General features: G+C 69.3%; 25 protein-coding genes. 17 read left to right on the forward strand and 8 right to left on the reverse strand.

The features are described 5' to 3' along the window. Positions 1-7 precede the first annotated feature (7 nt). The 8 genes from cobN to cobJ all read left to right on the forward strand — a co-directional run bounded on the left by cobN (position 8) and on the right by cobJ (position 9,465). Entirely contained in the window at positions 8-3,862 is a 3,855-nt protein-coding gene (gene cobN, locus AC1D2K_RS00100; RefSeq protein WP_478085297.1) for a cobaltochelatase subunit CobN, read from the forward strand. Beyond that, complete coding sequence (locus AC1D2K_RS00105; protein ID WP_478085298.1) at positions 3,862-4,956, forward strand: magnesium chelatase ATPase subunit I; 1,095 nt, start codon at positions 3,862-3,864, stop codon at positions 4,954-4,956. Before cobN ends, AC1D2K_RS00105 begins: the two co-directional genes overlap by 1 nt. A gap of 125 nt (positions 4,957-5,081) precedes the next feature. Continuing rightward, positions 5,082-5,636, forward strand: coding sequence for a vWA domain-containing protein (locus tag AC1D2K_RS00110; protein WP_478085299.1), 555 nt, complete (start codon positions 5,082-5,084; stop codon positions 5,634-5,636). A gap of 21 nt (positions 5,637-5,657) precedes the next feature. After that, the gene (locus tag AC1D2K_RS00115) at positions 5,658-6,074 is read left to right on the forward strand and encodes a DUF1636 family protein (protein WP_478085300.1); all 417 of its coding nucleotides are present in this window, start codon (positions 5,658-5,660) and stop codon (positions 6,072-6,074) included. A gap of 10 nt (positions 6,075-6,084) precedes the next feature. After that, positions 6,085-7,299, forward strand: a complete 1,215-nt coding sequence (locus AC1D2K_RS00120) for a hypothetical protein (protein WP_478085302.1) — start codon at positions 6,085-6,087, stop codon at positions 7,297-7,299. Further along, positions 7,296-7,925: a precorrin-8X methylmutase gene (locus AC1D2K_RS00125; protein WP_478085404.1), complete on the forward strand. Its 630-nt coding sequence runs from the start codon at positions 7,296-7,298 to the stop codon at positions 7,923-7,925. Before AC1D2K_RS00120 ends, AC1D2K_RS00125 begins: the two co-directional genes overlap by 4 nt. Beyond that, positions 7,922-8,653, forward strand: a complete 732-nt coding sequence (locus AC1D2K_RS00130; protein ID WP_478085303.1) for a precorrin-2 C(20)-methyltransferase — start codon at positions 7,922-7,924, stop codon at positions 8,651-8,653. The genes AC1D2K_RS00125 and AC1D2K_RS00130 overlap by 4 nt, the downstream gene beginning before the upstream one ends. Further along, positions 8,650-9,465, forward strand: a complete 816-nt coding sequence (gene cobJ, locus AC1D2K_RS00135) for a precorrin-3B C(17)-methyltransferase (protein ID WP_478085305.1) — start codon at positions 8,650-8,652, stop codon at positions 9,463-9,465. Before AC1D2K_RS00130 ends, cobJ begins: the two co-directional genes overlap by 4 nt. Here cobJ and AC1D2K_RS00140 read toward each other — a convergent pair. Then, positions 9,426-10,199: a cobalt-precorrin-6A reductase gene (locus AC1D2K_RS00140; RefSeq protein ID WP_478085306.1), complete on the reverse strand. Its 774-nt coding sequence runs from the start codon at positions 10,197-10,199 to the stop codon at positions 9,426-9,428. The two genes, cobJ and AC1D2K_RS00140, sit on opposite strands and share 40 nt — an antisense overlap. On the opposite strand from AC1D2K_RS00140, the gene cbiE reads away from it, so the two are divergent. From cbiE to AC1D2K_RS00175, 7 genes are all read left to right on the forward strand, one after another. Beyond that, positions 10,198-11,409, forward strand: a complete 1,212-nt coding sequence (gene cbiE, locus AC1D2K_RS00145; RefSeq protein ID WP_478085308.1) for a precorrin-6y C5,15-methyltransferase (decarboxylating) subunit CbiE — start codon at positions 10,198-10,200, stop codon at positions 11,407-11,409. The genes AC1D2K_RS00140 and cbiE overlap by 2 nt on opposite strands. Beyond that, positions 11,406-11,822: a cobalamin biosynthesis protein gene (locus AC1D2K_RS00150; RefSeq protein WP_478085310.1), complete on the forward strand. Its 417-nt coding sequence runs from the start codon at positions 11,406-11,408 to the stop codon at positions 11,820-11,822. Before cbiE ends, AC1D2K_RS00150 begins: the two co-directional genes overlap by 4 nt. Continuing rightward, positions 11,819-12,601: a precorrin-4 C(11)-methyltransferase gene (gene cobM / locus AC1D2K_RS00155; protein ID WP_478085312.1), complete on the forward strand. Its 783-nt coding sequence runs from the start codon at positions 11,819-11,821 to the stop codon at positions 12,599-12,601. The genes AC1D2K_RS00150 and cobM overlap by 4 nt, the downstream gene beginning before the upstream one ends. A 79-nt stretch (positions 12,602-12,680) precedes the next feature. Next, positions 12,681-13,367 (forward strand): energy-coupling factor ABC transporter permease, encoded by a 687-nt coding sequence (locus tag AC1D2K_RS00160; RefSeq protein WP_478085314.1) that lies wholly within the window; start codon positions 12,681-12,683, stop codon positions 13,365-13,367. Positions 13,368-13,401: 34 nt separating this feature from the next. Further along, positions 13,402-14,172: a precorrin-6A synthase (deacetylating) gene (cobF, locus tag AC1D2K_RS00165; RefSeq protein WP_478085316.1), complete on the forward strand. Its 771-nt coding sequence runs from the start codon at positions 13,402-13,404 to the stop codon at positions 14,170-14,172. 275 nt (positions 14,173-14,447) lie between these two features. Further along, entirely contained in the window at positions 14,448-14,714 is a 267-nt protein-coding gene (locus tag AC1D2K_RS00170) for an antitoxin (RefSeq protein WP_478085318.1), read from the forward strand. Continuing rightward, a complete protein-coding gene (locus AC1D2K_RS00175; protein ID WP_478085319.1) occupies positions 14,711-15,127 on the forward strand; it encodes a PIN domain-containing protein in 417 nt (138 codons plus the stop codon). The genes AC1D2K_RS00170 and AC1D2K_RS00175 overlap by 4 nt, the downstream gene beginning before the upstream one ends. Positions 15,128-15,282: 155 nt before the next feature. Here AC1D2K_RS00175 and pabB read toward each other — a convergent pair whose 3' ends face one another. Next, on the reverse strand, positions 15,283-16,809 hold the full coding sequence (gene pabB, locus AC1D2K_RS00180) for an aminodeoxychorismate synthase component I (protein ID WP_478085320.1): 1,527 nt from the start codon (positions 16,807-16,809) through the stop codon (positions 15,283-15,285). Between the two features lie 73 nt (positions 16,810-16,882). Between pabB and AC1D2K_RS00185 the strand changes: the two genes are divergently transcribed. After that, positions 16,883-17,359: a chorismate--pyruvate lyase family protein gene (locus tag AC1D2K_RS00185; protein ID WP_478085322.1), complete on the forward strand. Its 477-nt coding sequence runs from the start codon at positions 16,883-16,885 to the stop codon at positions 17,357-17,359. Here AC1D2K_RS00185 and AC1D2K_RS00190 read toward each other — a convergent pair. Genes AC1D2K_RS00190 through bioA form a run of 5 tightly spaced genes read right to left on the reverse strand, consistent with a single transcriptional unit; the run spans position 17,320 to position 22,912 of the window. Continuing rightward, complete coding sequence (locus AC1D2K_RS00190; protein ID WP_478085323.1) at positions 17,320-18,597, reverse strand: cytochrome P450; 1,278 nt, start codon at positions 18,595-18,597, stop codon at positions 17,320-17,322. The genes AC1D2K_RS00185 and AC1D2K_RS00190 overlap by 40 nt on opposite strands. Beyond that, positions 18,594-19,601, reverse strand: a complete 1,008-nt coding sequence (bioB, locus tag AC1D2K_RS00195) for a biotin synthase BioB (protein WP_478085325.1) — start codon at positions 19,599-19,601, stop codon at positions 18,594-18,596. Before bioB ends, AC1D2K_RS00190 begins: the two co-directional genes overlap by 4 nt. A gap of 47 nt (positions 19,602-19,648) precedes the next feature. Further along, positions 19,649-20,365: a dethiobiotin synthase gene (gene bioD / locus AC1D2K_RS00200; protein ID WP_478085326.1), complete on the reverse strand. Its 717-nt coding sequence runs from the start codon at positions 20,363-20,365 to the stop codon at positions 19,649-19,651. Then, positions 20,362-21,564 carry an 8-amino-7-oxononanoate synthase gene (gene bioF, locus AC1D2K_RS00205; RefSeq protein WP_478085327.1) on the reverse strand — a complete coding sequence of 401 codons (1,203 nt, stop codon included), beginning with the start codon at positions 21,562-21,564 and terminating at the stop codon, positions 20,362-20,364. Before bioF ends, bioD begins: the two co-directional genes overlap by 4 nt. Next, positions 21,530-22,912 carry an adenosylmethionine--8-amino-7-oxononanoate transaminase gene (gene bioA, locus AC1D2K_RS00210; protein ID WP_478085329.1) on the reverse strand — a complete coding sequence of 461 codons (1,383 nt, stop codon included), beginning with the start codon at positions 22,910-22,912 and terminating at the stop codon, positions 21,530-21,532. The genes bioF and bioA overlap by 35 nt, the downstream gene beginning before the upstream one ends. A gap of 713 nt (positions 22,913-23,625) precedes the next feature. Here bioA and AC1D2K_RS00215 point away from each other — a divergent pair. Beyond that, positions 23,626-23,883 (forward strand): hypothetical protein, encoded by a 258-nt coding sequence (locus AC1D2K_RS00215; protein WP_478085331.1) that lies wholly within the window; start codon positions 23,626-23,628, stop codon positions 23,881-23,883. A gap of 55 nt (positions 23,884-23,938) precedes the next feature. On the opposite strand, the gene AC1D2K_RS00220 is transcribed toward AC1D2K_RS00215, so the two are convergent. Further along, the gene (locus tag AC1D2K_RS00220; protein WP_478085332.1) at positions 23,939-25,438 is read right to left on the reverse strand and encodes a PhoX family protein; all 1,500 of its coding nucleotides are present in this window, start codon (positions 25,436-25,438) and stop codon (positions 23,939-23,941) included. Positions 25,439-25,539: the final 101 nt, after the last annotated feature.

The raw sequence follows: 25,539 nt of genomic DNA on the forward strand, positions 1-25,539 counted from the left end.
GCCCTTCATGCATCTGCTGTCCACCCGCCCCGGCGGCCACGTCGAAGACGGCGGCCAAGGCGTCGTGCGCGTGGCGCAGACGCCCGCCTCGGTGGTCGTGCTCAGCGCCGCCGACACCACCCTGTCGCTGCTCGCCGACGCGGCCGGGCAGATGGGCGCCGACTATCCCAGCGTGCGCCTGGCCAACCTGATGTGGCTTCGACAGCCGGCTTCCGTGGACATGTATGTCGACGACGTGCTGCGCCATGCCCGCGTGGTGGCGATCGACCATCTGGGTACCCCGAGCGACTGGGCCTACCTGGTGGAGCGCGCCATGTCCTCGGCGCGCGAACGCGGTCAATGGCTGGCGATATTCTCGGGCGACGCCTTCGAAGACATGCATCTGCTCATGCGCAGCAGCGCGCCGCACGATGATTGCCGCCATCTTTGGCGCTGCCTGCGCGAAGGAGGGCTCGACAATGCGAAGGCCTTCTTCTCGCTGATCGGCCATGCGGCGTTCGGGCTGGGCAGCCGGCCGGCGCAGCCGGTGCCCCTGCCTTCGGCCGTGCGCTATCGGCCGCCGGAGGCCGCCGGCCGCGCCACTTGGAAGGCAGGCGCGCCGGTGGCGCTGCTGCTGTTCTACCGCGCCCATCTGCAGGCGGGCAACACGGCGGTGTTCGACGCCATGCTGGAAGCGCTGTCGGCCGCCGACCTGAACGCGCTGGCACTCGCCGTGGATTCGCTCAAGAACCCCGACAGCCACGCCGCGGTGCAGGCCCTGGTCGCGGAACACCGCGTGGCGATCGTGCTGAACGCGACCAGCTTCGCGGTGGCGTCGATCGACGGCCGCGACGATGGGAGCGCAGGCGACGGCGACATGCCGCTCGCCACGCTGGCCGGGGACGCCCCCGTGCTGCAGCTCATCACCGCCGGCGGCACGCAGGAGCAATGGCTGGCCGACCCGCACGGCCTCGCGCCGCGCGATCTGGCCATGCAGGTGGTACTGCCCGAGGTGGATGGGCGCATCCTCACGCGCGCCATCAGTTTCAAGGGCATGGCCTGGCGCTGCGAGCACACCGAGCTCGACGTGCTTCGCTACCAGGCCGAGCCCGGCCGAATGGCCTTCGTGGCCGAACTGGCACGCCGCTGGTGCGTGCTGCGCGACAAGCCCAACGCCGACAAGCGGATCGCGCTGATCCTGGCCAACTACCCGATCGACGATGCGCGCATCGCCAATGGCGTCGGCCTGGACACGCCGGCGTCGACCGTGGTCGTGTTGCAGGAACTGCGGGCCGCGGGGTACCTGACCGGGGATCTGCCCGCCAGCGGCGACGCCCTGATCGCAGCGCTGTTGCGCGGCATCACCAACAACAGCGACGCCAATGGCGCCCGGCCCGCCGCGCAGAGCTTTTCCCTGGCCGACTACCTGGAAGATTTCAATCGATTGCCCGCCGACAGCAGGGCGGCGGTCAACGCCCTGTGGGGCACGCCCGAGCAAGAGCCGACGCTGCGCAGCGGGCGCTTCACGATTGCCGGCCTGCGCTTCGGTCATGTCTTCGTCGGCATCCAGCCGGCGCGCGGGCGTGCCGTGGACCTGGCGGCCACCTACCACGACGCGGACCTGGTGCCGCCCCACCACTACCTGGCCTTCTACTTCTGGCTGCGCCGCGCCTTCGCGGTCGACGCGATGGTGCATGTGGGCACGCACGGCAATCTCGAGTGGCTGCCGGGCAAGAGCGTGGCACTGAGCGAGGCGTGCTGGCCCGATGCCATCCTGGGCCCGCTGCCGCATCTCTATCCCTTCATCGTCAACGACCCGGGCGAAGGGAGCCAGGCCAAGCGGCGTACCCAGGCCGTGATCATCGACCACCTGATGCCGGCGATGACGCGCGCCGAGACCTATGGCCCGCTGCAGCAGCTGGAGCGGCAGATGGACGAGTACTACGAAGCCCTGTCGCTCGACCCGCGACGCGCGCGGCTGCTGCGCGAGGACATCCTCGGGCGCACCGTGCGCGAAGGCTTGCACGAGGAACTGGGTTTCGCGCCGCCGACCGACGAGAGCGCCCGGGAGAGCCTGTTGAAGGGGCTGGACGCCTATCTTTGCGAGATCAAGGAATCCCAGATTCGCGATGGCTTGCATGTTCTGGGGCGTTCGCCGCAAGGCCGCCAGCGCATCGACACGCTGCTGGCGCTGGCGCGTTTTCCGGGCGGCACGGGCGCCAGCCAGAAGAGCCTGCTGGTCGCACTGGCGCAAGATCTTGGCGTGGAGGGTGCGGACGGCTTCAGCGCTCTGGGGCCGGACTGGGCCGCGCCGTGGCAAGGTCCGCGTCCCAAGGTGTTGCAAGCGCTCAGTGCCGAGGCATGGCGCCACGCCGGCCACACGCGCGAGCGGCTGGAGCTGCTGGCCGCGCGCCTGGTGGCGGAGCAGGCGGTGTCCGGCGACACCCGGGCGGGCGCTGCGCATGATGCCTTCGATGTCCATGCCTGGCCGCATGCGGCACCGGTGCTGCAGCGCCTGAAGGAGGTGCTGGCCCCGCGCCTCGATGCCTGCGGTCCGCAGGAAATGACGCAATTGCTGCGCGGCCTGGCCGGACGCTTCGTGCCCCCCGGCCCGAGCGGCGCGCCGTCGCGCGGTCGGCCCGATGTGCTGCCCACGGGACGCAATTTCTACAGCGTCGACACCCGTGCCGTGCCCACGCCCACGGCCTACGCCATGGGTGCGGCCGCGGCCGAAAGACTGATCGAGCGGCACCTGCAAGACCACGGCGCGATGCCTGGCGAAGTGGGCTTTTCCGTCTGGGGCACCAGCACCATGCGCACCGGCGGCGAAGACGTGGCGCAGGCGTTCGCGCTGCTGGGCGTGCGGCCGAAGTGGGCCGACGGCAGCGCGCGCGTGATCGACATCGAAGTGCTGCCGATGGCCATCCGCCATCGGCCGCGTGTGGACGTGACCCTGCGCGTGTCGGGGTTCTTCCGCGATGCCTTTCCCAACGTGATCGACCTCTTCGACACTGCCGTGCGCGCCGTGGCCGCGATCAGCGAAGACGATGAATCCGACGAGGTGAACCCGATCCGTGCCCGCGTTCGGCGCGAGGCCGCCGAGGCCCTGGCGGCCGGCCAACCCGTCGACCAGGCGCAGCGCCAGGCCACGTGGCGCGTGTTCGGCCCGCGCCCCGGCGGCTACGGCGTGGGCGTGCAGGAGGTGCTGGACAGCGGTCGATGGCAGCACAGTGCCGACATCGCCCAGGCCTATCTGCAGTCCGGTGCCTTTGCCTACGGGCAGGGCGAACATGGTGTTGCCGCGCGCGCCTCGTTCGAGCAACGTCTGGGGCAACTCGATGCGGTGCTGCACAACCAGGACAACCGCGAGCACGACGTGCTCGACGCTGCCGATCACGCCCAGTTCCAGGGCGGGATGGCGGCCGCCGTGGCGCATCTTGCGGGCGCACCGGCTGCGCTCTATCACGGCGATTTCAGCGTGCCGGGGTCGCCGCGTATCCGCAGCTTGCGCGAAGAGGTCGCGCGCGTGGTTCGCGCGCGGGCTGTCAACCCGAAGTGGCTGGACGGCGTGCGGCGGCACGGCTACAAGGGCGCGGCGGAGATCGCCACCACCGTGGACAACCTGTTCGCGTACAGCGCCACCACGGGCGTGGTCGGCGATCACCAGTACGCGCTGGTGGCCGATGCCTACCTGCACGACGACAAGACGCGCGAGTTCCTGCAGCGGCACAACCCGCTGGCCTTGCGCAGCATTGGCGAACGCCTGCTGGACGCCATGCGGCGCGGCTTGTGGCAAGAGGCCGGCGACCACCGCGAACGCATCGAACACCACCTTCTGGCGCTGGAGCGCCGGCTCGAGGAACACGGCGAAGGGCCGCTCTGATGACACCCCATTCCACCGAAGCGATCGCCGGCCCGAGGCTCGAGGCCGCCAGTCGGACGACCTTCCCCTTCAGTGCGCTGATCGGTCAACCCATGCTGCAACGCGCGCTCTTGCTCGCGGCCATCGATCCCGGTATCGGCGGCGTGCTCATCAGCGGACCGCGCGGCACCGCGAAGTCGACCGCGGCGCGGGCCCTGGCCGCGTTGCTGCCGCCTACGCCCGCTTCATCGGCTGCGCCCTTCGTCACCTTGCCGCTGTCCGCCACCGTCGAGCAGCTGGTGGGAACGCTGAACGTCGAGGACGTGCTCCGCGATGGGCGGCTGCGCCTGGCGCCGGGCCTCTTGACGCGCGCCCACCATGGCGTGCTGTACGTCGATGAAGTCAACCTGCTGCCCGACGCGCTGGTCGACGCGTTGCTCGATGTCGCCGCCAGCGGCGTGAACACCGTCGAGCGCGACGGCATTTCGCAGCAGCACGCCGCGCGCTTCGTGCTGGTCGGAACCATGAATCCCGAGGAAGGCGAACTGCGCCCCCAGTTGCTGGATCGTTTCGGCCTGTCGGTGGCGCTGGCCAACCCGAGCGAAGCCGGGCAGCGGATGGCGATCGTGCGCGCGCGTTTGCGCTTCGACGAAGACCCGCTCGGGGTGGCCGAAGCACATGCCGGTGAACAGGCCCGCCTGGCTGCGGCGGTCGTTGCAGCCAGCGCCGGGCTGGCGCGCCTGGCGTGGTCGGATGCCGTGCTGCAGCGTGCTGCGGAATGCGCGCTCGCGGCCGGCGTGGACGGCATGCGGGCCGACCTGGTGATGCTGAGAGCGGCGCGTGCGCTCGCTGCTTTCGAGGGTCGCACCGAAGTCACGACGGACGATGTCGATGCGGTGGCGGAACTGGCATTGGCCCATCGACGGGAGGAGGGCAGGAGCAGCCCGGCGCCGGAGCCGAAAGCCGACATGCGGCAGGCGGCGCCGACATCCGCCGGCAGTTCCGCACCATCCGCCAACAGTTCTCCCATGGGCGACTGGGGTGCGCTGCCACCGATTCCCGAAGCCACTGCCCGCGTGCTGCCCGAAGGAGGGTGGCCCGCAAAAAAAGCGTGAGCCACCGCAGCCGCCTCATGCGCGCCGGGCGCGGAGGTCTGCGGTGGCTGAATCCAGCTCGGCAGCCATTGCTGGCGCCGCCTGCACATCCGGATGCCGGGCCTTCGCGGGCTGCCATCGCATGGTTGCCCACCCTGCTGGCCAAGGGCCCGCAGCCTTTGCAAGGCGGGCATCTGCGCTACAGCCAGCGCTCGGTGCAACCGGCGCGTCTGCACCTGATCGTGCTCGACACCTCCGGCTCGATGCGCCAGCGCGGGCGACTGGCGCTGGCCAAGGGGCACGCCACCTGGCTGATCGAGCAGGCAGCGCGCGCCGGCGACAGCGTGGCCATGCTGAGCTTTGGCGGTCAGGGCGTCGAACTGCGGCTGCCGCCCGGGCGGGCGCGCGCGTCTTGCAGGGAAAAGATTCGAGCGCTGGGCGGTGGCGGTGGCACGCCGCTGGCGCATGCCCTGGCACAGGCCGACAAGGTGCTGCGCCGCGCCGAGCGTCGCGACGGCACGGCGGAATCCTGGCTCTGGCTGCTGACCGATGGCCGGACGCTGGAGCAGCCGGCGGCACCCGAGGCCCCGCGGCATGTCGTCATCGTCGATTTCGACGAAGCCGCGCGCGCCATCGGCCGCTGCGCCGCCTGGGCGCAGCGCTGGGGCGCGGAACATCGCCTCGCCAGCCGACCCGAGTGACCCCACGAAAAAAGCAGAACCATGTCCCACGCAGCTCACCCAGCGCCCACCGCACCCGTCACCGAAGTCATCGTCTGCACCACCTGCCGACCTGCGGGTGCGTCGCGCGATGTGCCGGCGGCCGGCCAGATCCTGCTGGACAAGGTGCGGATGCTGCAGTGCGAAGACCTCCGTTCCGGCGTGCAGGTGCGCGGCATCGCCTGCATGAGCGGTTGCTCGAGGGCCTGCACGGTTGCGTTGCAAGCGGCCGGCAAGCCCACCTACTACTTCGGCGATCTGCTTGCCGATCCCGAAACGGCGGCCCAGGTCCTGGCGTGTGCCGGCTTGCACGCGCGCAGCGTCGACGGCGCGCTGCCGCGCAGCCAGCGCCCCGAGCGCCTGCGCAGCGGCATCCTTGCCAAGCTGCCGCCGTTCCTGTCGGCGGTGGTGGCCTTATGAGCGTGCGCGCATGACACTTCCCGATCCTTCCGAAGCGGGTTCGCACGCCGTGTCGACCGGACTGCGCCCTGCCGCCAAGGGCTGGTGCCCGGGCGCGCATCGCGCCATGGCTTCCGGCGATGGCCTGCTGGTGCGGGTGCGGCCGCAGCTGGCGCGCTTGACGAGCGCGCAGGCCCTGGGGCTGTGCGAGCTGGCCCGGCGCCTGGGCTCGGGGCTCATCGACCTGACCCATCGTGCCAACCTGCAGTTGCGTGGCGTGACGCCCGACGACCACGGCGCGGTGGTCGATGCACTCTGCGCCCTGGGCCTGGCGGATGCGGACGCCACGCGAGAAACCTGGCCGCCGGTTCTCGTGGCGCCTTGCTGGCAAGCGGGCGATGACACCGAAGGCATCGCCACGGAATTGTTGTCGCGCCTGAACGAACTGCCCGCGCTGCCGCCCAAGTTCGGGTTCGCAGTGGATGCGGGGCCGGCGCCGGTCCTGGCTGCGGCCCCGGCCGACGTGCGCATCGAGCGGGCCCGCTCGGGTGGCCTGCTGGTGCGCGCCGACGGCGCCGAGGCCGGACATCGCGTGTCCCGCGCCGGGGCGGTGGATGCGGCACTTGCGATGGCCGACTGGTTTGCGGCGACGGCCAAGGGGGTCGAACCGGCATCGCGGCGGATGCGTCGCCATCAACAGATCTTCAGCTGGGCGGACGGCCCGCAGCCGCTCGAACCCGCAGCCGCCTCGGCCTCGCTGCCCGCACCCGGCATGTCCTCGCTCGGACCGGTCTACGGCGTGCCTTTCGGACGGATCGAGGCTGCGGCCCTCGCCACGCTGCTGCGCGACAGCGGCGCCGTGGGGCTGCGCCTGACGCCGCATCGTGCCCTGGTCCTGGAAGGGGGCCGGTGGTGCGATGCGAGGGCCTTCATCACCGTGGCCGGCGATCCCTTGCTGCGCGTCGATGCCTGTCCCGGCGCGCCTTCGTGTGCCTCGGCGACGGTGGCGACCCATGCGGTCGCCCGCGCGCTCGCTTCGGGGCTGGATGCGGCGGGCACCGGTGCACCCCGCAGCCTGCACGTGTCCGGCTGCGCCAAGGGCTGCGCACGCGCGCGCCCGGCCGATGCCACCTTGGTGGGCCGCAACGGCGCCTTCGATCTCGTGCGCAGCGGCTGCGCCTGGGACGCGCCCGTGCAGACCCGACTGTCCCCTGAAGCCTTGTGCTCACTCATCGGAATGCCCTGATGCACGTCTTTGAAACCGATGGCGCGGAAATCTACCGTCGCTCTTTCGCCATGATCCGGGCCGAGGCCGATCTCGCGCGCTTCGATGCCGACGACGAGCCCGTCGCGGTGCGCATGATCCACGCGGCCGGCCTCATCGGACTGGAAGCGCAGCTGCGCTTCCAGCCCGGCTTCACGCGCGCGGCACGGGCGGCGCTGGCGGCCGGTGCACCCATCCTGTGCGATGCACGCATGGTCAGCGAGGGCGTGACCCGCTCGCGCATGCCGGGCGGCAACGCGGTGGTGTGCACCTTGCACGACCCGGAGGTGCCCGGTCTGGCGGCGGCCATGTCGACCACCCGGTCTGCCGCCGCGCTGGAACTGTGGCGACCTCGGCTGCAGGGCGCCGTGGTGGCCATCGGCAACGCACCGACGGCCCTGTTCCATCTGCTGAACATGCTGCAGGATCCGGCCTGCCCGCGGCCCGCGGCGATCATCGGTTGTCCGGTCGGCTTCGTCGGCGCGGCGGAATCGAAAGACGCGCTGTGGGCCGAACAGCCCGCGCCCTGCTGCATCGTGGCCGGGCGCCTGGGCGGCAGCGCCATCACGGTGGCGGCGATCAACGCGCTGGGGAGTCGTCTGGAATGAACCCGCGCGGCACCCTGTACGGACTGGGCCTGGGCCCCGGGGATCCGGACCTGATGACCGTGCGCGCGCACCGCCTGTTGCAGCGCGCGACCCATGTCGCCTACTTCCGCAAGGCCGGCCGGCCCGGGCAGGCGCGCCGCATCGTGGACGATCTGCTGCCCGAAGCGGTGACGGAACACGCGATGGAATACCCCGTCACCACCGAGATCCCGGTGGACGATCCGGCCTACAACCAACTGCTGTCCGGCTTCTATGCCGAGTGCGCGGCGCAGCTGCGGGCGCTGTCGGACGCCGGCCACGACGTGGTCGTGCTGTGCGAGGGCGATCCGTTCTTCTATGGCTCGTTCATGCACCTCTACACCCGGCTGATCGAGACCCACCCGGTGCAGGTGGTGCCGGCGATCACCGGCATGTCGGGTGCATGGACGGCCACCGGCCAGCCCATCACCTGGGGCGACGACGTGTTGACCGTGCTGATGGGCACGCTGCCCGAAGCGCGGCTCGCGCGCCACATGGCCGACAGCGAGGCGCTGGTCGTCATGAAGATCGGTCGCCACATCGACAAGGTGCGCCGTGCATTGACGACGGCGGGTCGACTGCAAGACGCCTGGCTGGTCGAGTTCGCCACCATGCCGGGTCAGAAGGTGATGCGGCTTGCGGAGGCCGAAGGCCGCGTCACGCCCTACTTTTCGATCGTGCTGGTGCATGGGCAAGGACGGCGGCCATGAGCCTGGCGACGAACGCGGCCACGGTGCCGACGCATGCAGCGGGCTGGCTGGTCATCGCCGGGCTCGGCCCGGGCGCCGATGGCTGCGTGACACCCGAGGTGAGCGCGGCCCTGGCCGATGCCACCGACGTGGTCGGCTACATCCCCTACGTGGCCCGGGTGGCGCCGCGCGCCGGACTCAGGCTGCACGCGAGCGACAACCGCGTCGAGATGGAACGCGCCGCCCACGCGCTGCGCCTGGCCGCCGAAGGCCGGCGCGTGGTGGTGGTGTCGTCGGGCGACCCGGGTGTGTTCGCGATGGCCTCCGCGGTGTTCGAGGCGGTGGAGGCGGGCGATGCTGCATGGCGCCTGCTGGACGTGCGCGTGTTGCCCGGGATCACCGCGATGCTGGCTGCCGCCGCGCGCGCCGGAGCGCCGCTGGGCCACGACTTCTGCGCCATCAACCTGTCGGACAACCTGAAGCCCTGGGCCCTGGTGGAACGCCGTCTGCGGCTGGCGGTGCAGGCCGATTTCGCGATGGCCTTCTACAACCCGCGTTCCGTGTCCCGCCCGAGCGGCTTCGCCCGAACGCTGGCCGTCCTGCGCGAGGCCTGCGGCGCGGCGGGAAGCCCGGCGCGTCCGGTGATCTTCGCCCGTGCCGTGTCCACGCCCGACGAGACCATCCGCGTGGTCGCGCTGCAAGATGCACAACCCGAAATGGCCGACATGCGCACCGTCGTCATCGTCGGATCCAGTCTGACGCGGGTCATTGCCCGCCAGGGCCGACCCTGGGTCTACACGCCGCGCTCGGCGCCGCGCGAGGTGGCCGCATGATGCGCTGCCTCCAGCCACAGCAGCACCTCGGCCACGCGTGTCACTTCCTGTCGCGCGGGCAGCGGTGGCCGCGCCACCATCACGATCGGCAGTTCGAGCTCGCGGGCAGCGTGCAGCTTGGCCTCTGCACCGGTGCCGCCGGCGTTCTTGCAGACCAGGACGTCCACGCGCTGCGCGCGCAGCAGGGTGATGTCGCCCTTCAGGTCGAAGGGCCCGCGCGAGACGATGACCGTGTGTTGCGGCAAGGGCGGCCGCAGCTCGGGCAGGTCGACCAGCCGCAGGATGTAGTGATGCTGCGGCTGTGCCGCGAAGGCGGACAGGTGCATGCGGCCCAAGGCCAGCATCACGCGGCGCGGCGGCCCGCTCAGCGCGGCGACGGCCGCGGGCAGGTCGGGCACGGGCTGCCAGCGGTCGCCGGGGCCTGCCTGCCAGCCGGGGCGAGTCAAGGCCAGCAAGGGCAGGCCGCACTCCGCGCAAGCCGCGACCGCGTTCGCGCTCATGCGCGCGGCGAAGGGATGGGTGGCGTCCACGACGTGCGTCACCTGCTCTTCGCGCAGATGGCGCACCAGGCCGCTCACGCCGCCGAAGCCACCCACGCGCACGGCGATGGGCTGCGCCTTGGGCTGGGCCACCCGGCCGGCATAGGACAGCACGGCGCGTTCGCCTCTTTCGGCGAGCGCCCGTGCCAGCGCGCTCGCTTCGAGCGTGCCGCCCAGGACCAGGACATTGCGCATGGCTGAATTCACTGAAGTTACCCCGTGGTTGACGATCATCGGGCTCGGCGAAGACGGATGGACGGGCCTGCCTTCCGCCAGCCGCGCAGCACTCGATGCGGCCGAACTGGTGGCCGGCAGCGCCCGGCATCTGGCGTTGTTGCCCGGTCTGCGCGCCGAGCGGCTCGAATGGCCGGTGCCGTTCGCCGATGGCATCCCGATCCTACTGGCACAGCGCGGTCGCCGCGTGGCGATGCTGGCCTCCGGCGACCCGTTCTGGTTCGGCGCGGGCAGCTCGGTGACGCGCCATCTCGGCGCGCACGAATGGCATGCCTTGCCCGCTGCATCGACATTCGGCCTGGCGGCTGCGCGCCTGGGTTGGCCGCTGGAGCACTTGACCTGCCTGGGTCTGCACGCGGCGCCGCTGGCGCGTCTGCGACCGCACCTGCACACGGGCGAGCGGCTGCTGCTGCTGCTGCGCGACGGTGCCGCAGTGGCGGCGCTCGCGCGCTACCTCGTCGACAACGATTGCGGCGCCAGCGCGATGAGCGTGCTCGAAGCACTGGGTGGCCCGCACGAGCGGCGGCGCGACGTCGCTGCGTCCGCCTTCGACCTGACCGATGTGCGGCATCCGGTGGCCGTGGCCTTGCAGGTGGCCGGAACGGGCATGGCCATGCCGTGCAGCACGGGCCTGCCGGACGACGCATTTGCACACGACGGCCAGCTCACGAAGCAGAAGGTGCGTGCCCTGGCGCTGTGCGCCCTGGCTCCGCGGCCCGGCGAGCGGCTGTGGGACATCGGTGCGGGCTCCGGGTCGATCGGCATCGAATGGCTGCTGGCGCATCCGAGGTGCGAGGCCGTGGCCATCGAGGGCGACCCCGAGCGCGCGATGCGGCTGCGTGCCAATGCCGACCGGCTGGGCGTCGATCGGCTCGCATTGGTGACAGGCAGCGCACCCGAAGCCTTGGCCGGCCTGCCGCCGCCGGATGCGGTCTTCATCGGCGGCGGCCTCAGCGACGCGATGCTGGCGCATCTGTGGCGCCTGCTTCCGCAAGGCTGCCGTGTGGTGGCCCATGCCGTGACACTGGAATCCGAAGCGCTGCTGAGCGACTGGCACGCGCGCGCCGGCGGCAGCCTGACACGCATCGAGCTGGCGGAGGCCGCGCCCTTGGGGACGCGGCGTGCCTGGCGCGCTTCCTACCCGATCGTGCAATGGAGTGCGACGCGATGATGGTGGCGGGCTTCGGTTTCAGAAGCGGTGCGACGCTGGCATCGCTGCGCGACGCGTTGGCGCACGCGGCCGCGGCCTTGCAACCCACGGTGCCGGTGCAGTCGATTGCCTTGCTCGCCACTGCGCAAGACAAGGCCGACGCACCGTCCCTGCGTGCGCTGGCCGAGGAGCTGGGTGTGCCGGTGTGCGCCGTGGAGRCTGCGCGGATGAACGCCACCGTCACCCTGACCGACCACGCCACGGTACGTGTGCTGCGCGGCAGCGGCAGCACCGCCGAAGCGGCGGCCCTGGCGGCAGCCCTGATGCACGGCGGTCCGGGTGCAACGTTGCTTCATCCACGCGTGGTGTCGACCGACCGCGTTGCCACCTGCGCGATCGCCGCGTGCACACAACAATCGGAGTTTCGACCATGACCATCCACTTCATCGGCGCCGGTCCCGGTGCGCCAGACCTGTTGACCTTGCGCGGGCGCGACCTGATCGGCCGCTGTCCTGTCTGCCTCTATGCCGGTTCGCTGGTGCCCGAAGAAATCCTGGCGCACTGTCCACCCGGCGCGCGCATCGTCAACACCGCGCCACTCGATCTCGATGCCATCGTCGCCGAATTCGTCGCCGCCCATGCGGCAGGGCAGGAGGTGGCGCGGCTGCATTCGGGTGATCTTTCCGTGTGGTCGGCGATGGGCGAGCAATTGCGCCGTCTGCGGGCCGTCGGCATCCCCTACACGGTCACGCCCGGCGTGCCCTCGTTCGCCGCTGCGGCGGCCGCGCTGGGTGCCGAACTCACGCTGCCGGGCCTGGCGCAGTCGGTGGTGCTGACGCGCACATCCGGCCGCGCGTCGCCCATGCCCTCGTGCGAGACCTTGGCTGGCTTTGCCGCCACCGGAGCCACGCTCGCCTTGCACCTGTCCATCCACAAGCTGGCCGAGGTGGTCGCAGAGCTGGTGCCGTTCTACGGCGCCGAGTGTCCGGTGGCCGTGGTCTATCGCGCAAGTTGGCCGGACGAGCAGATCTTCCGCGCGACCTTGGCCACCATCGAGGCGACGATGGGCGAGGGCGTGGAACGCACCGCGCTGATACTCGTCGGCCCCGCACTGGCCGCTGAAGGCTTCGCCGAAAGCCGTCTCTATGCCGGCGACTACGACCGGAGGTTCCGGCCGACGCGCGCCGAACCGGGCAATTCGCCAACCGCCTGACATCACATTTCTCGTTCCCTTCCTTCAACCCCCTCGCAGCTCCGCTGAGCGGACTGCACTCACCCTACGGAGCCCCGCCATGCACATGGAACCCGGAATCGTCGACGGCAGCAAGATCCTGCTGTCCTATGCCACGGCGAGCGCCTGCGCGCTCTATGCAGTGAAGCTGTCCCTGAACCACATTCGCGAGGAGGGTGCGGGCTCGCTGCTGCTGCGCAGCGTGCTCGCCGCCATGCTGGTCTTCGTATTCTTCGAGGTGTTCCCGCACGCGCCGGTCGGCGTGTCCGAGGTTCACCTGATCCTGGGCTCGTCGCTGTTCCTGATTCTGGGCGCAGCGCCCACCGCCATCGGCCTGGCCGCGGGGCTGGCGCTGCAGAGCCTCTTCTTCGAGCCGAAAGACCTGCCGCAGTACGGCATGAACGTCACCACCTTGCTGGCCGCGCTGTTCGCCATGCAGGCGGTGGCCAAGCGGGTGCTGCCGGCCAAGCTTCCCTATGTCGAGCTGGGCTACGTGCATGTGCTCAAGATGTCGGTGGTGTTCCAGGGAGGGATCGTCGCCTGGGTGGCTTTCTGGACGATCTACGGCCGCGGCTTCGGGGCAGAGACGCTGCAAGCCGTGGGCAGCTTCGGCGCCGCCTACATGACGGTCGTGCTGCTGGAGCCGCTGGTCGACCTGGCCGTGCTGGCAGCAGCCAAGGGGCTGCGCGGGCGGGCAGGGCAGGGCGGGTCGGTGCTGCTGACGCGGCGTCTGCACCACGCAGCCTGAACACGAGCTGGCCGATTGCCGCGCGGGCCCGCCGATGAATGCCGTTTCCACGATCGAGCTGATGCTGATTGGCATCGGCACCGGCAATCCCGAGCATCTCACGCTCCAGGCCATCGGTGCATTGAACCGCGCCGACCTCATCCTGATTCCGCGCAAGGGCGCCGACAAGGCCGAGCTCGCCGACTTGCGCCGCAAGATCTGCGCGACGCATCTGAACGGTCAGGCCCGATTGGTCGAGTTCGACCTGCCCGTGCGCGACACCGCCGCGCCGAGCTATCTCGACGGCGTGCACGAGTGGCACGCGGCCATTGCCGCCGTGTGGGCGGGGCAGATCGCCACATGCCTGCCTCATGGCGGTCGTGTGGCACTGCTGGTCTGGGGAGACCCCTCCCTCTACGACTCCAGCATGCGCATTGCCGAACGGCTGCAAACGGCTGGCATGGCGCTGCGGGTCGAGGTGATTCCCGGCCTGAGCAGCGTTCAGTTGCTGACCGCCGCACACGCCATCCCGCTCAACACCCTGGGGGCCTCGGTGCTGATCACCACTGGACGTCAGTTGAGGGCCGGCGGCTGGCCGGCAGGCCTGGACACGGTCGTGGTCCTGCTCGACGGTGTCAGCGCATTTCAGGTTCTACCCCCGGAGGGCATTGAGATCTATTGGGCAGCCTATCTCGGAATGCCGTACCAGTTGCTTCTTGCCGGCCCTCTTGCCAGCACCGGACCACGCATCGCTGCGCTTCGCGCAGCAGCCCGCGAGGAGCACGGGTGGGTCATGGACAGCTACCTTCTTCGGCGGAGCGTGTAGTTCTCCCAGGTCTTGCCGGTTCGACGGATTGAACGCGCGGCCTTGCTGGCGCGCGTCATCGGGTCGACGACGGCTTGCACCGTCTTGATCCGATCGACCTCGCGCGTCGACATGGTGATCGTTACCGCCGGTATTGCCATCGCTGTGCCTCGGATCCAGGAACTGGACCAAGGCCACGATGCGACATTTCGTTGGCGCACCGCGAAGTGGGAGCGGTTGACACGCCAAGGGAAAGTAGATACATTAGTATATACTTTATGCACCCGGAGTCCGCCATGCCGCAGTCCATCGCCAAACTCTTCGCGACCGGTGGCAGCCAGGCCGTGCGTCTGCCGGCCGAGTTCCGCTTCGAAGGAGCCGCCGAGGTGTATATCCGCCGCGATGAGATCACCGGCGACGTCATCCTTTCGGCGCGCTCGCCGGTGGACTGGAGATCGTTCATGCAGTTGCGCGAACAGTTGGGCCCGGTGCCCCATGACTTCCTGGTTGATCGCGAGCAGGACCAGCAACAGCGCGACCCCTTCGAGGGCTGGAAAGAGTGACCCTCTACATGTTGGATACCAACGCGGCGAGCGAAGCAATGCGCGGCCACCCCGCATTCGATGCGAAATTGCAGGCGCTGCCGCCGGGCCAATGGTGCATCTCGGCGGTGACCAGTTCGGAGATCCGCTACGGCGTCGCCAAGCGGCCTGAGGCCGTGCGGTTGCATCGGATCGTGGACGAGTTTCTGCGCATCGTGCCGATCATGCCGTGGGATGCCCAGGCGGCGAGCCGGCATGGTGCGCTGCGGGCGGATCTGAAGGCACGCGGCATGCCCATCGGCGACTTCGACGAGATGATCGCGGCGCACGCGCTGGCCCTCGGCGCCGTGGTGGTCACGGACAACACCCGACACTTTGCACGCGTGCCGGGCCTTGTGATCGAAAACTGGCTTCGGCCGGCGGCCGGCCACTGAAGCAGCAATCCGCACCGATGGCCGAGCACTTCGGCAACCTCGATATCGGCCTTGGCGTCAGGCCCAGGATGGCCACGACCTTTCACGAAGTGCTGACGTTCGAGACTCGGGTGCCGTAGGGACTCAGGCCTCCGCGTCCGACCCCGTCTCCTCCGCTACGCCGCTACGCCGCTACGCCAGTGTGATGCGTGCGCATTCGTTTCGCGTGTGTGCTCTGCTTGTCTCGCCGCGCGAATCGGCAACGATGAGCACCCATTCGCCCCCCGTTCCAGGGTCTCGACGATGCGAAGTCCCTTCGCCACCGTCTCTGCCCACTCGGCCGCGGGCTCGGAGTCCGCAACGATGCCGCCGCCGAGCTGCACCATCACTCGCCCGTCGGCAACGATCGCCGTGCGGATGACGACCGACAGGTCCATGTTGCCGCGGCAATCCAGATAGCCCACCGAGCCGGCATACCATCCACGGCGCATGGGTTCGAGTTCCTCGATGATCTGCATCGCCTTGACCTTGGGCGCACCGGTCATCGAACCCGGCGGCCAGCAGGCGCGCAGCAGTTGCGCAATGCCGCGGTCCGGGCGAATTCGAGCACGCACGGTCGACACCATCTGCCACACGCTGGCGTAGGACTCCAGCGCGAACAGCTCGGGCACTTCAACGCTGCCGACCACCGCCACGCGCCCAAGGTCGTTGCGCATCAGGTCGACGATCATCACGTTTTCCGCGCGGTCCTTGACGCTCGCCGCCAGATGCCGGCGTCGCGCGGCATCCTCGGCTTCGTCTGTGCCGCGTGCTGCAGTGCCCTTGATCGGACGCGCCTCGAGCCGGTCGCCCCTGCGATGAAGGAATCGCTCGGGCGAGCAACTTGCGATCGCGAAGCCCGGCCCTTCGAGGTAGGCAGCGAAGGGCGCCGGATGCGCAGCCACAAGATCTTCGTACAGGGCCCAGGTATCGCCCTCGAAGGCCCGATCTTCACGTCGCGTCAGGTTGACCTGAAGTACATCGCCGCGGACGATGGCCTTCTGGATGGATTGGACGCCGCTCTCGAACTGAGCGCGTGACGTGCCCAGGGTGCGGGGACCTGCGTGCCAGTGCCCGCGTTCGGGCAGCGGGCCGCAAGCACGCTCCACAGTGCGGCGCCAGGCTTCGATCCGATCGGTGCGGGTCCAGGGCCAGCGCTCCGAAGGGCCGCGGACGGTGGCCTCCCACCACTGCCCGCTCGGATGGTGAAAGCCCAGCACCTGGTCCACCGCCATCCACCATTGCCGGGGCAGCACCGGATCGTGCAGGGCCTGTTCAGGCAGGCGCTCGACATGGCGGGCGAGGTCGTAGCCCAGCACGCCCACCCAGCCACCGACGAAGTCCATGCCCTCGGGACAGTCGCCCTCGAAGCGGACGCTGTCAGGATGCCCCGCGGCGACCGCTGCGAGCGCTTCGAAGGGGTCGGCCCAGGAGGCGATCTCGCGGCCGTCCCGTTCGAGCCGGGTCGTGGTTTCGTCTGTGTACAGTGTGGCCAATGCCGGTCCGGCAACGTAGGACCACTGGGCCTGGCGCGGCATGGGCAGCGCGCTTTCGAGCAGCGCGAAGCGTCCATCGCCGCGCAGCCGCGCCATCGTGCCACGTGGACCGTCCGGCAGGGCCACGGGGCGAATCGTCACTTGAATTTCGATCATGTCTTCATTCAAATATCAGGCGCTTGAGCGTCAACGCTTTCACCTTCCATCGGATTCGCCCGCGCGGGAAGAGCACGCCCGCGAGGTGCTGCGCCTGCTGCTGGCGCAGGATGGATCGACCACCCGTCTGTGCGAAACCATCGCCGGCGGTCCGGTTTCGCTGCATGTGCTGGAGCAGCGGATCGTGCAGGCGGTGCCGGCCGAAGTGCGTGCCGCGCTTCCAGGCGCGAGCTTCATCGAGCGGATCACCTGCCTCGCCGCTCACGGCCAGGTGATGATGGACAACCTGTCGTACATCGCACTCGAGGGCCTGCCGGAGGATGTGCAGCGCGACCTCGAGGCTGGCGCGATGCCGATCGGTCATCTTCTGTCGCGCCTGTGGGTGCGCCGCTCGTTCCTCGATGCGTCGCCGGCGCTGTACGAACGGCTCTGGGGCGCGGGAGGTGGGCTCCCTGACACCGAAGCGTCGCGCACGTACTGCATCGTGACACCCGAGGGCCCGCGCATGCTCATTGCCGAGACCTATCGTCGCGGCATGCTGATGCGCAGACCGGCGGCCTGAAACTGACGCACCGGCAGCGCGCTGAGCCCTCGGTACACCGCATTGCCGCTCCAGCGCGGCTGGGCGTCGACCAGGCGCAGATGCGGGAACCGATGCAGCAGGCGATCGAAGACGATCTGAGCCTCCATCAGCGTCAGGCTGGCGCCGATGCACACATGCGGCCCGGCGCCGAACGACAGCAAGCCGCCGGGGCGGCGCGCGATGTCCAGGCGATCGGCTTCTGAGTAGCGCACCGGATCGCGGTTGGCAGAGGCGATGAGCGCGACCACCAGGTCGCCGCGGCGCAGCTGCCGACCGTGCAGCACCAGATCGGCCGCCACGCGGCGGCCGGTGTACTGCACCGGGCTGTCGAAGCGAAGCAGTTCGCGCACTGCGCCCGGCAGCAAGGCCGGGTCGTTCCGGAGGCGTTGCCACTGGCCAGGATCGGCGAGGAGTGCCTGCAGGCCGTTGCCCAGCAGGTTGCGCGTGGTCTCGTGGCCGGCGAACAGCAGCATCGCGCATTGGGCGAGCAGTTCGGCACCGGGCTGGATGTCGCCCGCCGCCTCGGCCCGCAGCAGCCGGCTCACGAGGTCGTCGCCCGGGGTGCTCCGCCGCTGCGGCACGAGATGCTCGAAGTAGCCGGTCATCGCCAGCAGGCTGGTGCGTGCGCGCCGTGCCTGTTCGAGCGACGGCAGGGGTGCACCGATGAAGGTCGCCAGATCGTCGGACCAGGCGATGAAGTCGCCGCGATCGGCCGCAGGGATGTCCATCAGCATCGCCATCACCTCGGCCGGCAGCGGCCGCGCCAGCGCCTGCATGAAGTCGAAGCCCGCGTCGGCATCCACCGCGTCGAGCAGGGCGTCGACGCGCCGCTCGATGGCCGGCGCGAACTGCTGCAGGACGTCGCTGCGAAAGCCTGCGTTGAGCACACCGCGGATGCGCGTGTGATCCGGGGCATCGACAAACAGCATCGCCCGCGCGAAGAGCTGCTGGAAATCCCTCAGCTCGCTGCGGGCGGCCGGGCTTTGCATCACCCAGCCGCCGGTGCGCTGCGCCGAGAATCGCACGGCATCGCGAAGCACCGCCTCGACATCGGCATGGCGGGTCAGCAGCCACGCACCGCCGAAGAACTCGTCGCTCCAGTGGATCGGCCCGGCCTCGCGCAGCGCGGCGTAGGCCGGATAGGGGTCGGCGCGGAACGCCGCGTCGATGATCGGACGGCCGAGCGGGTTCGGCGGCGGCGCCAGCACCGCACTCATTGTTTGCTCTGCGCTCTCAACCCCAGCCGCTCGAACAGCGCCCGGTCGCGCTCGGCCTGCGGATTGCTCGTGGTCAGCAGCTTGTCGCCGTAGAAGATCGAATTGGCGCCGGCGGCAAAGCACAGCGCCTGCAGCGCCTCGTCCATCTGCTCGCGCCCGGCCGACAGCCGCACCATGGTCGTCGGCATCGTGATGCGCGCCACCGCGATGGTGCGCACGAACTCGAAGGGGTCGAGCGGCTCGGTGCCCGCCAGCGGCGTGCCGGCGACCTGCACCAGGTTGTTGATCGGCACCGACTCGGGATAGGGCTCGAGGTTGGCCAGTTGCGCGATCAGCCCGGCGCGCTGGGCGCGGCTCTCGCCCATGCCCACGATGCCGCCGCAGCAGACATGGATGCCGGCGTCGCGCACATGGCCCAGCGTATCGAGCCGGTCCTGGTAGGTGCGGGTGCCGATGATGTTGCCGTAGAACTCGGGAGCGCTGTCGAGGTTGTGGTTGTAGTAGTCCAGCCCCGCATCCTTCAGGGCCCGGGCCTGTTCCGCTTCGAGCATGCCCAGCGTCATGCAGGTCTCCAGGCCCAGTGCGCGCACCTCGCGCACCATGTCGGTCACGCGCTCCATGTCGCGCGCCTTGGGGCTGCGCCAGGCCGCGCCCATGCAGAAGCGCGTGGCGCCTTGGGCTTTGGCCGCCTGTGCTGCTTCGACGACTTCCTGCAGCGGCATCAGCTTGCTCGCCTCGACGCCGGTGTCGAAGTGCGCGGACTGCGGGCAGTAGCCGCAATCTTCCGCGCAGCCACCGGTCTTGATCGACAGCAGCGTGGACAACTGCACTTCATTGGCATCGAAATGCTCGCGATGAACCTGCTGCGCGCGAAACAGCAGATCCATGAACGGCAGCGCGAACAGGGCCTCGATCTCTGCGACGCGCCAGCGCGCCTCGGCCTGCGTCGGGATGCGAGAAGGCGCAGGGCGCAGCGCGGAGAGAGAAATGGTGTTCGTCGTCATGTGGATTCCAGATCGTGGGTTGTTTTTCGCGTCAAAGAGGGCTTGTCTCAAAGGCCGAAGAGCGCCCGCAGCGCGGCATCGTCGAGGTGGGCCGAAACTGCCGCAGGGTCAGGGCTGGCCAGCCGGGGAACCACGCCGAGGCAAGGCGCCTGCCAGTGCCGCCGCAGTTCATGGCCAAGGGTGRCAAGGTTGTCGTCGCGATGCAGCATCGCCGGATCGACAGTGTTCGCGACCCAGCCAGCCAATCGCAGACCGCGTGCACAAATCGCCTCGGCACTGAGCAGTGCATGGTTGATGCAGCCGAGCCGCAGCCCGACCACCAGCACGACCGGCAAGCCCAGGTCCATGGCGAAGTCGGCGCTGTCGAAGTCCGGCCCGAGCGGCACACGGAACCCGCCAACGCCCTCGGCGATCAGATACTCGGCGCGCGTCGCGAGCGCCAGGGCGCCCTGCAGCAGGGCGGCGCGTTCGATCGAACGGCCCTCGAGCGCCGCCGCGATGTGCGGTGCGCAGGCAGCTTCGAACTGGAACGGCCCGACCTCGGCATCGGCCAACGCCACCGAGCTCGCATTGCGCAGCGCGCGCACATCGTCGTTGACGTCCTCGCCATCGATCACCTCGGTGCCGGCCGCCACCGGCTTGTAGCCGGCGCAACGCCGGCCCTGCTCGCCGAGCCAGTGCAGCAACGCGGCGCTGATGCGCGTCTTGCCGACCTCGGTGTCGGTGCCGGTGACGAAGCAACCACGCATCGCAGCGGAACTCATCGCAGCGTCCCGGCGGCCCGCGTCAAGCCATCGAGGAGCGCCTGCACATCCTTCGGCGTGTGCGCGGCGCTCAGCGTGATGCGCAGCCGTGCGGTGCCTGCAGGCACCGTCGGCGGACGGACCGCCGGCACCCACAGGCCCTGGGCGTCGAGCGTTGCCGCCAGGTCCAGCGCCGCGGCGTTGTCGCCGACGATCATCGGCTGGATCGCCGTGGCGGAATCGGCCAGGCGCCAGCCGAGACCGGGGTACTCCTGCGTCAATGTCGAGAGGCCATCGCGCAGCATGGCGATCGATTGCGCCAATCGGGCCCGCCGCGCGTCGCCCTCGTCGCCGGCGATCAGGCGCAGGCTGGTGAGCACGGCATGCGCGATCGCCGGTGGTGCCGCCGTGGTGTAGATGTAGCTGCGCGCCGATTGCACCAGCCAGTCGATCACGCTCGGGTGGGCGGCCACGAAGGCCCCGCCCAGGCCTACGGCCTTGCCCAGCGTGCCCATGTAGATGAGGCGCTCGCTGCGCAGGCCGAAGTGCGACAGGCTGCCGCTGCCGCGCGGGCCCAGCACGCCAAAGCCATGCGCATCGTCGATGACCAGCCAGGCATCGTGCGCCTCGGCCAGCGCCAGAAGGGCCGGCAGGTCGGCCAGGTCGCCATCCATGCTGAAGACGGCATCGGTCACGATCAACTTGATCGGTGTGCTGCATCGCCCGAGATGGCTCGCCAGCACATCGAGCCGGCCGTGGGGGTAGCGCTGCAGCGGCGCCTTGGCCAGCAGCGCGCCGTCGACCAGCGATGCATGGTTGAGCTTGTCGGCGAAGATCGTCGCGCTGGCATCGCCCAAAGCGGTGAGTAGTGCCAGGTTCGCCATGTAGCCGGTGCAGAAGCTCAGCGCCCTTGCCTCCGGGATGCAGGGCGACAGCCAGCGCGCGAGTTCGTCCTCGAGCAACACATGGGCGCGCGAATGGCCGCTGATCAGATGTGACGCGCCGCTGCCGGCGCCATGGCGGCGCGCGCCTTCGGCCAGCGCCTCGATCAGGGCCGGATGGTTCGCCAGCCCCAGATAGTCATTGCTGCAGAAGGCCAGCACGTCGCGCCCGGACACCCGCTGATGCGGCGCACACGGCGACTCGGTCGTGCGGCGCTGCCTTCGCAGCGCCTGGGCGTCGCGCTCACGCAGTTGGTGGTTCAGGTGTTCGATCAGCATGGGCGTTCTCGATGTCGGCCGTGGCGTCCAGCGTTGCCATCACGCGTTGCGCGAGCCAGGCTGCCAGTTCGTCGTCCAGCACATAGGGCGGCATCAGGTAGACGGTACGGCCGATCGGTCGGATCAGCAGTTCGCGCGCGCGGCCGGCGAGGTGGAAGCGTTCGGCAAAGCGCTCACCGACGAAGGCCTCCCGCACATCGAACGCCCAGATCATCCCGCGCKGGCGGAAGTGCTCGACGCGCGGGTCGTTCCGCAAGGGCGAGAGCGCCGATGTCAATGCCGCAGCGCGCTGCCGGTTGCGCTGCAGGACGTCGTCCTCTTCGAAGCGGTCGAGCACCGCCAGCGCCGCCCGGCAGGCCAGCGCATTTCCGGTGTAGGAGTGCGAGTGCAGGAAACCGCGCGCAACGTCGTCGTCGAGGAAAACCTCGTAGATCTCGTCGCGCGTCATCACCAGCGACAGTGGCAGCGTGCCGCCGCTGATGCCCTTGGACAGGCAGACGAAGTCCGGCCAGATCCCGGCCTGCTCGCAGGCGAAGAAGGTGCCGGTACGTCCGCAGCCCACTGCGATCTCGTCGGCGATCAGGCTCACCTCGTAGCGGTCGCACAGCGCGCGCACCGTACGCAGGTAGGCCGCGTCGTGCATCGCCATGCCGGCGGCGCCCTGTACCAGCGGCTCGATGATCAGCGCGGCGATGTGCGCATGGCGCGCTTCGAACAGTGCCTCCAGCTCGGCGGCGGCACGCGYGGCCACGTCCACGGCGGTCTCGCCGGGCGCGGCCTGGCGTGCGTCGGGCGACATCACCTGGTGGGCACGCATGAGCAGCGGATCGTAGGCGTCGCGGAACACCGGCACGTCGGTGACTGCCAGGGCGCCGAGCGTCTCGCCGTGGTAGCCGTGCCGCAAACAGACGAACTCCCGCTTCTCCGGACGCCCGAGGTTGCGCCAGTGGTGGAAACTCATCTTGAGCGCGATCTCGACCGCCGAGGCGCCGTCGCTGGCGAAGAAGCAATGGCCGAGCACGCCACCGGTGAGGGCCGACAGGCGCTCGGCCAGTTCCACCGCCGGTGCGTGGGTGCAGCCGGCCAGCATCACGTGCGGCAGGCGGTCGAGCTGGTCCTTCAAGGCCGCGTTGATGCGCGCATCGGCATGGCCGAACAGGTTGACCCACCACGAGMTGGTGGCGTCGAAGTAGCGATGGCCTTCGTGGTCGATGAGCCATGGGCCCTCGCCGCGCGCGATCGGTAGCGGCGGGACTGYGGCGGCGCGCTGCATCTGTGTGCACGGGTGCCAGACGCTGCGCAGGCTGCGCTGCTGCCAAGCCGCATTTGGGCCGATGGGTGTGTGCATGCAATGAATATGAGAAGTGCTGCGTGTGCCGCGCCGGCCAGGGGCTCAAGCGTGACAGTGCGGCTGGAACTGATCGGCCTGTCCGCGCAAGGCGAATCAGGGCGGGAAGCGCCAACGCTCAGGCCGCAGCGGCCTCAGCCGAAGCTCGCTGCACCGGGATGTGGGCGCGTTCTTCAACGATGCGGTGGGTGGCATTCAGCATGTCTTACTTGGGCAATGAACGAAACATCAGGATGAGACGAGATAGGTGGGGAAGAGGCAGTGGATCTCGCTGGCAGCTTCTGCTTCGGACCCATGCGCGAAGGCGCCGAATGCTAGTGGAGAACCATCAAAAGAAAAATTCCGGACCAGGTACTTTGCACCTGTCGATCTCAAGCAAAGTGCGCAAGCCCGTCCAGAGCAGGGCTGAAGGACGCGAGGGGTCGGAGGCGCTCGGCCGAGCAGGCCATGGTGTTGGTTCCCGCCGTCGAAGCCGGCGGTGTCGTCTGGTGCCCCGGGCCAACGCATGGCGCGAATCGGGGTTTCAGAGATTGCCCCGTGAACTTTTGAACTACACTGGATTCAGCAAAAGTCACGATTTTCTCACTACCAACGACGATTCAATGTTCGGCTACCGGCTTGAGGGACGAGAGAAGAGGAACATCAGTTCGATGTGGTCGCACGCCGTTTCGCCTCGCCATGACAGTTCCTGAAGACCGCGTCATGGGACCGGCGTGAAAAAGGAGCTGCGAAAACTTGCGCAATCGCATGGACTGAGAGGGCGGCAAAAGGCGATGCAGGCTGTGACGGTCCTTCGCATGTACCGCAAGGATCCGAAGGCCAACGACTTCCTGCAGCACGAAGCCGAGCCTATTTTGCGAAAGGTGCTTTACCACCTGCGCCAGGCTGCCATTCTCGAAAGTCTGGCGGAGCGTGACGCGACACAGCCTTTTCTGCCATCGCCTGGGGTTGCGCAGCCCGGCCACGAGTGAATGGCCATGTGCGCATTGCCTGCCGGCGGCCGTGCCTGCCAACGCCGTCCTGCCATCAAAGCGGGCCGCGTGCCCAAGGCCCCCAGATCGCGAACGTGATGCCGGGCGACTGCACGTTCACGAACAGCACCTTGCCCGCCGGATCGAAGCAGGCCCCGCAGAACTCGCTGTTGCGGTAGTCGCCCGGCGCGACCATCTTGCCGGCTGAGGCGATCTGATCGGCGCTGAGGTTCACGTTGTGGCGCGCGAACACGAAGCTCGCACCTTCGGAGGTCAGGCCGACCAGGCGCTCGATGCGACCTTGGCCTTGGTCGTCGACGCCGCCGCCGTCTTCGCAAAGCAGCACGCCGCCGCGCGGGCTGATCGTGATGTTGTCGGGGTTGTTGGCGGTCACGGCGTTGAGTGACACGAAGACCGCCTTGAGCATGGCCGTGGCCAGGTCGTACTCCCACACGGCGCCTTCGCCGTTGCCGCCCGCGCCCGCGTCGTTCACCCCGGTCGCGGTGTCGACGATGAAGAGCTTGCCGTCGTGATGCCAGATGCCTTCGCCTCGCGCCATGCGCAAGCCGCCCTGCGCCCAGCCCTGCGCAAACGGGCCGGCCACCGATGTGGTGCCCGCAAAGCCTGGCAGCGCAATCGACGCCGGGTTGGCATCGGGATCGGCGATGTCCACCCATTCGAGGCTGTGCGTGTCGCCGGTCGAGGCGACATTGAGGTCGGCGTTGACCTTGCCGACCACCTTGGCCATCTGCAGCTTGCCGCCCGCTTCGTAGCTGCCCGGGCGGCCGCTCGCATCGTTGGGGATGAAACGATAGAAGCCCGACTTGTTGCGGCTGTCCTCGGTGAGGTAGGCGAAGCGCGTCTTCGGGTCGACGGCGACGGCCTCGTGGCTGAACCGGCCCATCGAGACGATCGGCTTGCCCGTCGTCTCGGCCGCGTTAGCGCGCACCTCGAACACGTACCCGTGCTTCTTGCCGCCTTGCGATTCGAGGTTGCTGCCGGTCTCTTCGCAGCTGAGCCAGGTGCCCCAGGGCGTGGGACCGCCGGCGCAGTTGGTGAGGGTGCCGCCCAGGCTCGCCTCCATGCCGAGCCACTGGCGGCCCTTGAAGCGCAGGTTGGTGGTTCCGCCGCCGGCAAATCGACCGTTCACGCTGCTCGAGGCGGTGTCGTACATGGCCGGCGCCTGGATCAGGCCTGTCGATTGGCCGCGCTCGTGGTTGCGCACCAGCACCACGTCGACGCTGTTGCCGCGACCGTACGAAGCAATCACCGCCATGCCGTCGTGATTGCTCGGGCAGGGTTGGCCGTTGTTCATCGGGTCACCGGTCCAGCCGTAGGACCGGTAGGCAAAACCCTCAGGCAGCTGCAGCAGCGGCAGGCCCGTGGCTTCATCGAGCGCCGGCGCGACGGGACCGTACGGGCTGGCGACGAGGCCGGTGCTGCCGGTGGCGGCGTGGGCGTTTCGAGCTTGCAGCGCCTGCATGGTGCCGATGAACGAGAGGGCGGCAACCGAGGTCGAGCCGCGCAGAAAACCGCGGCGGGAATTTAGCGACATGAGAGCTCCTGGGGGTGTGGGGGGTGCCCCGCATTGAAGAGCGTCGCCGTGACAGTGCCGTTACAGGCCGCGGTTCTTGGGGGGTATGGTGAGCGAGCCTG

The organism is Variovorax sp. P1_H12_2, assembly GCF_056405335.1.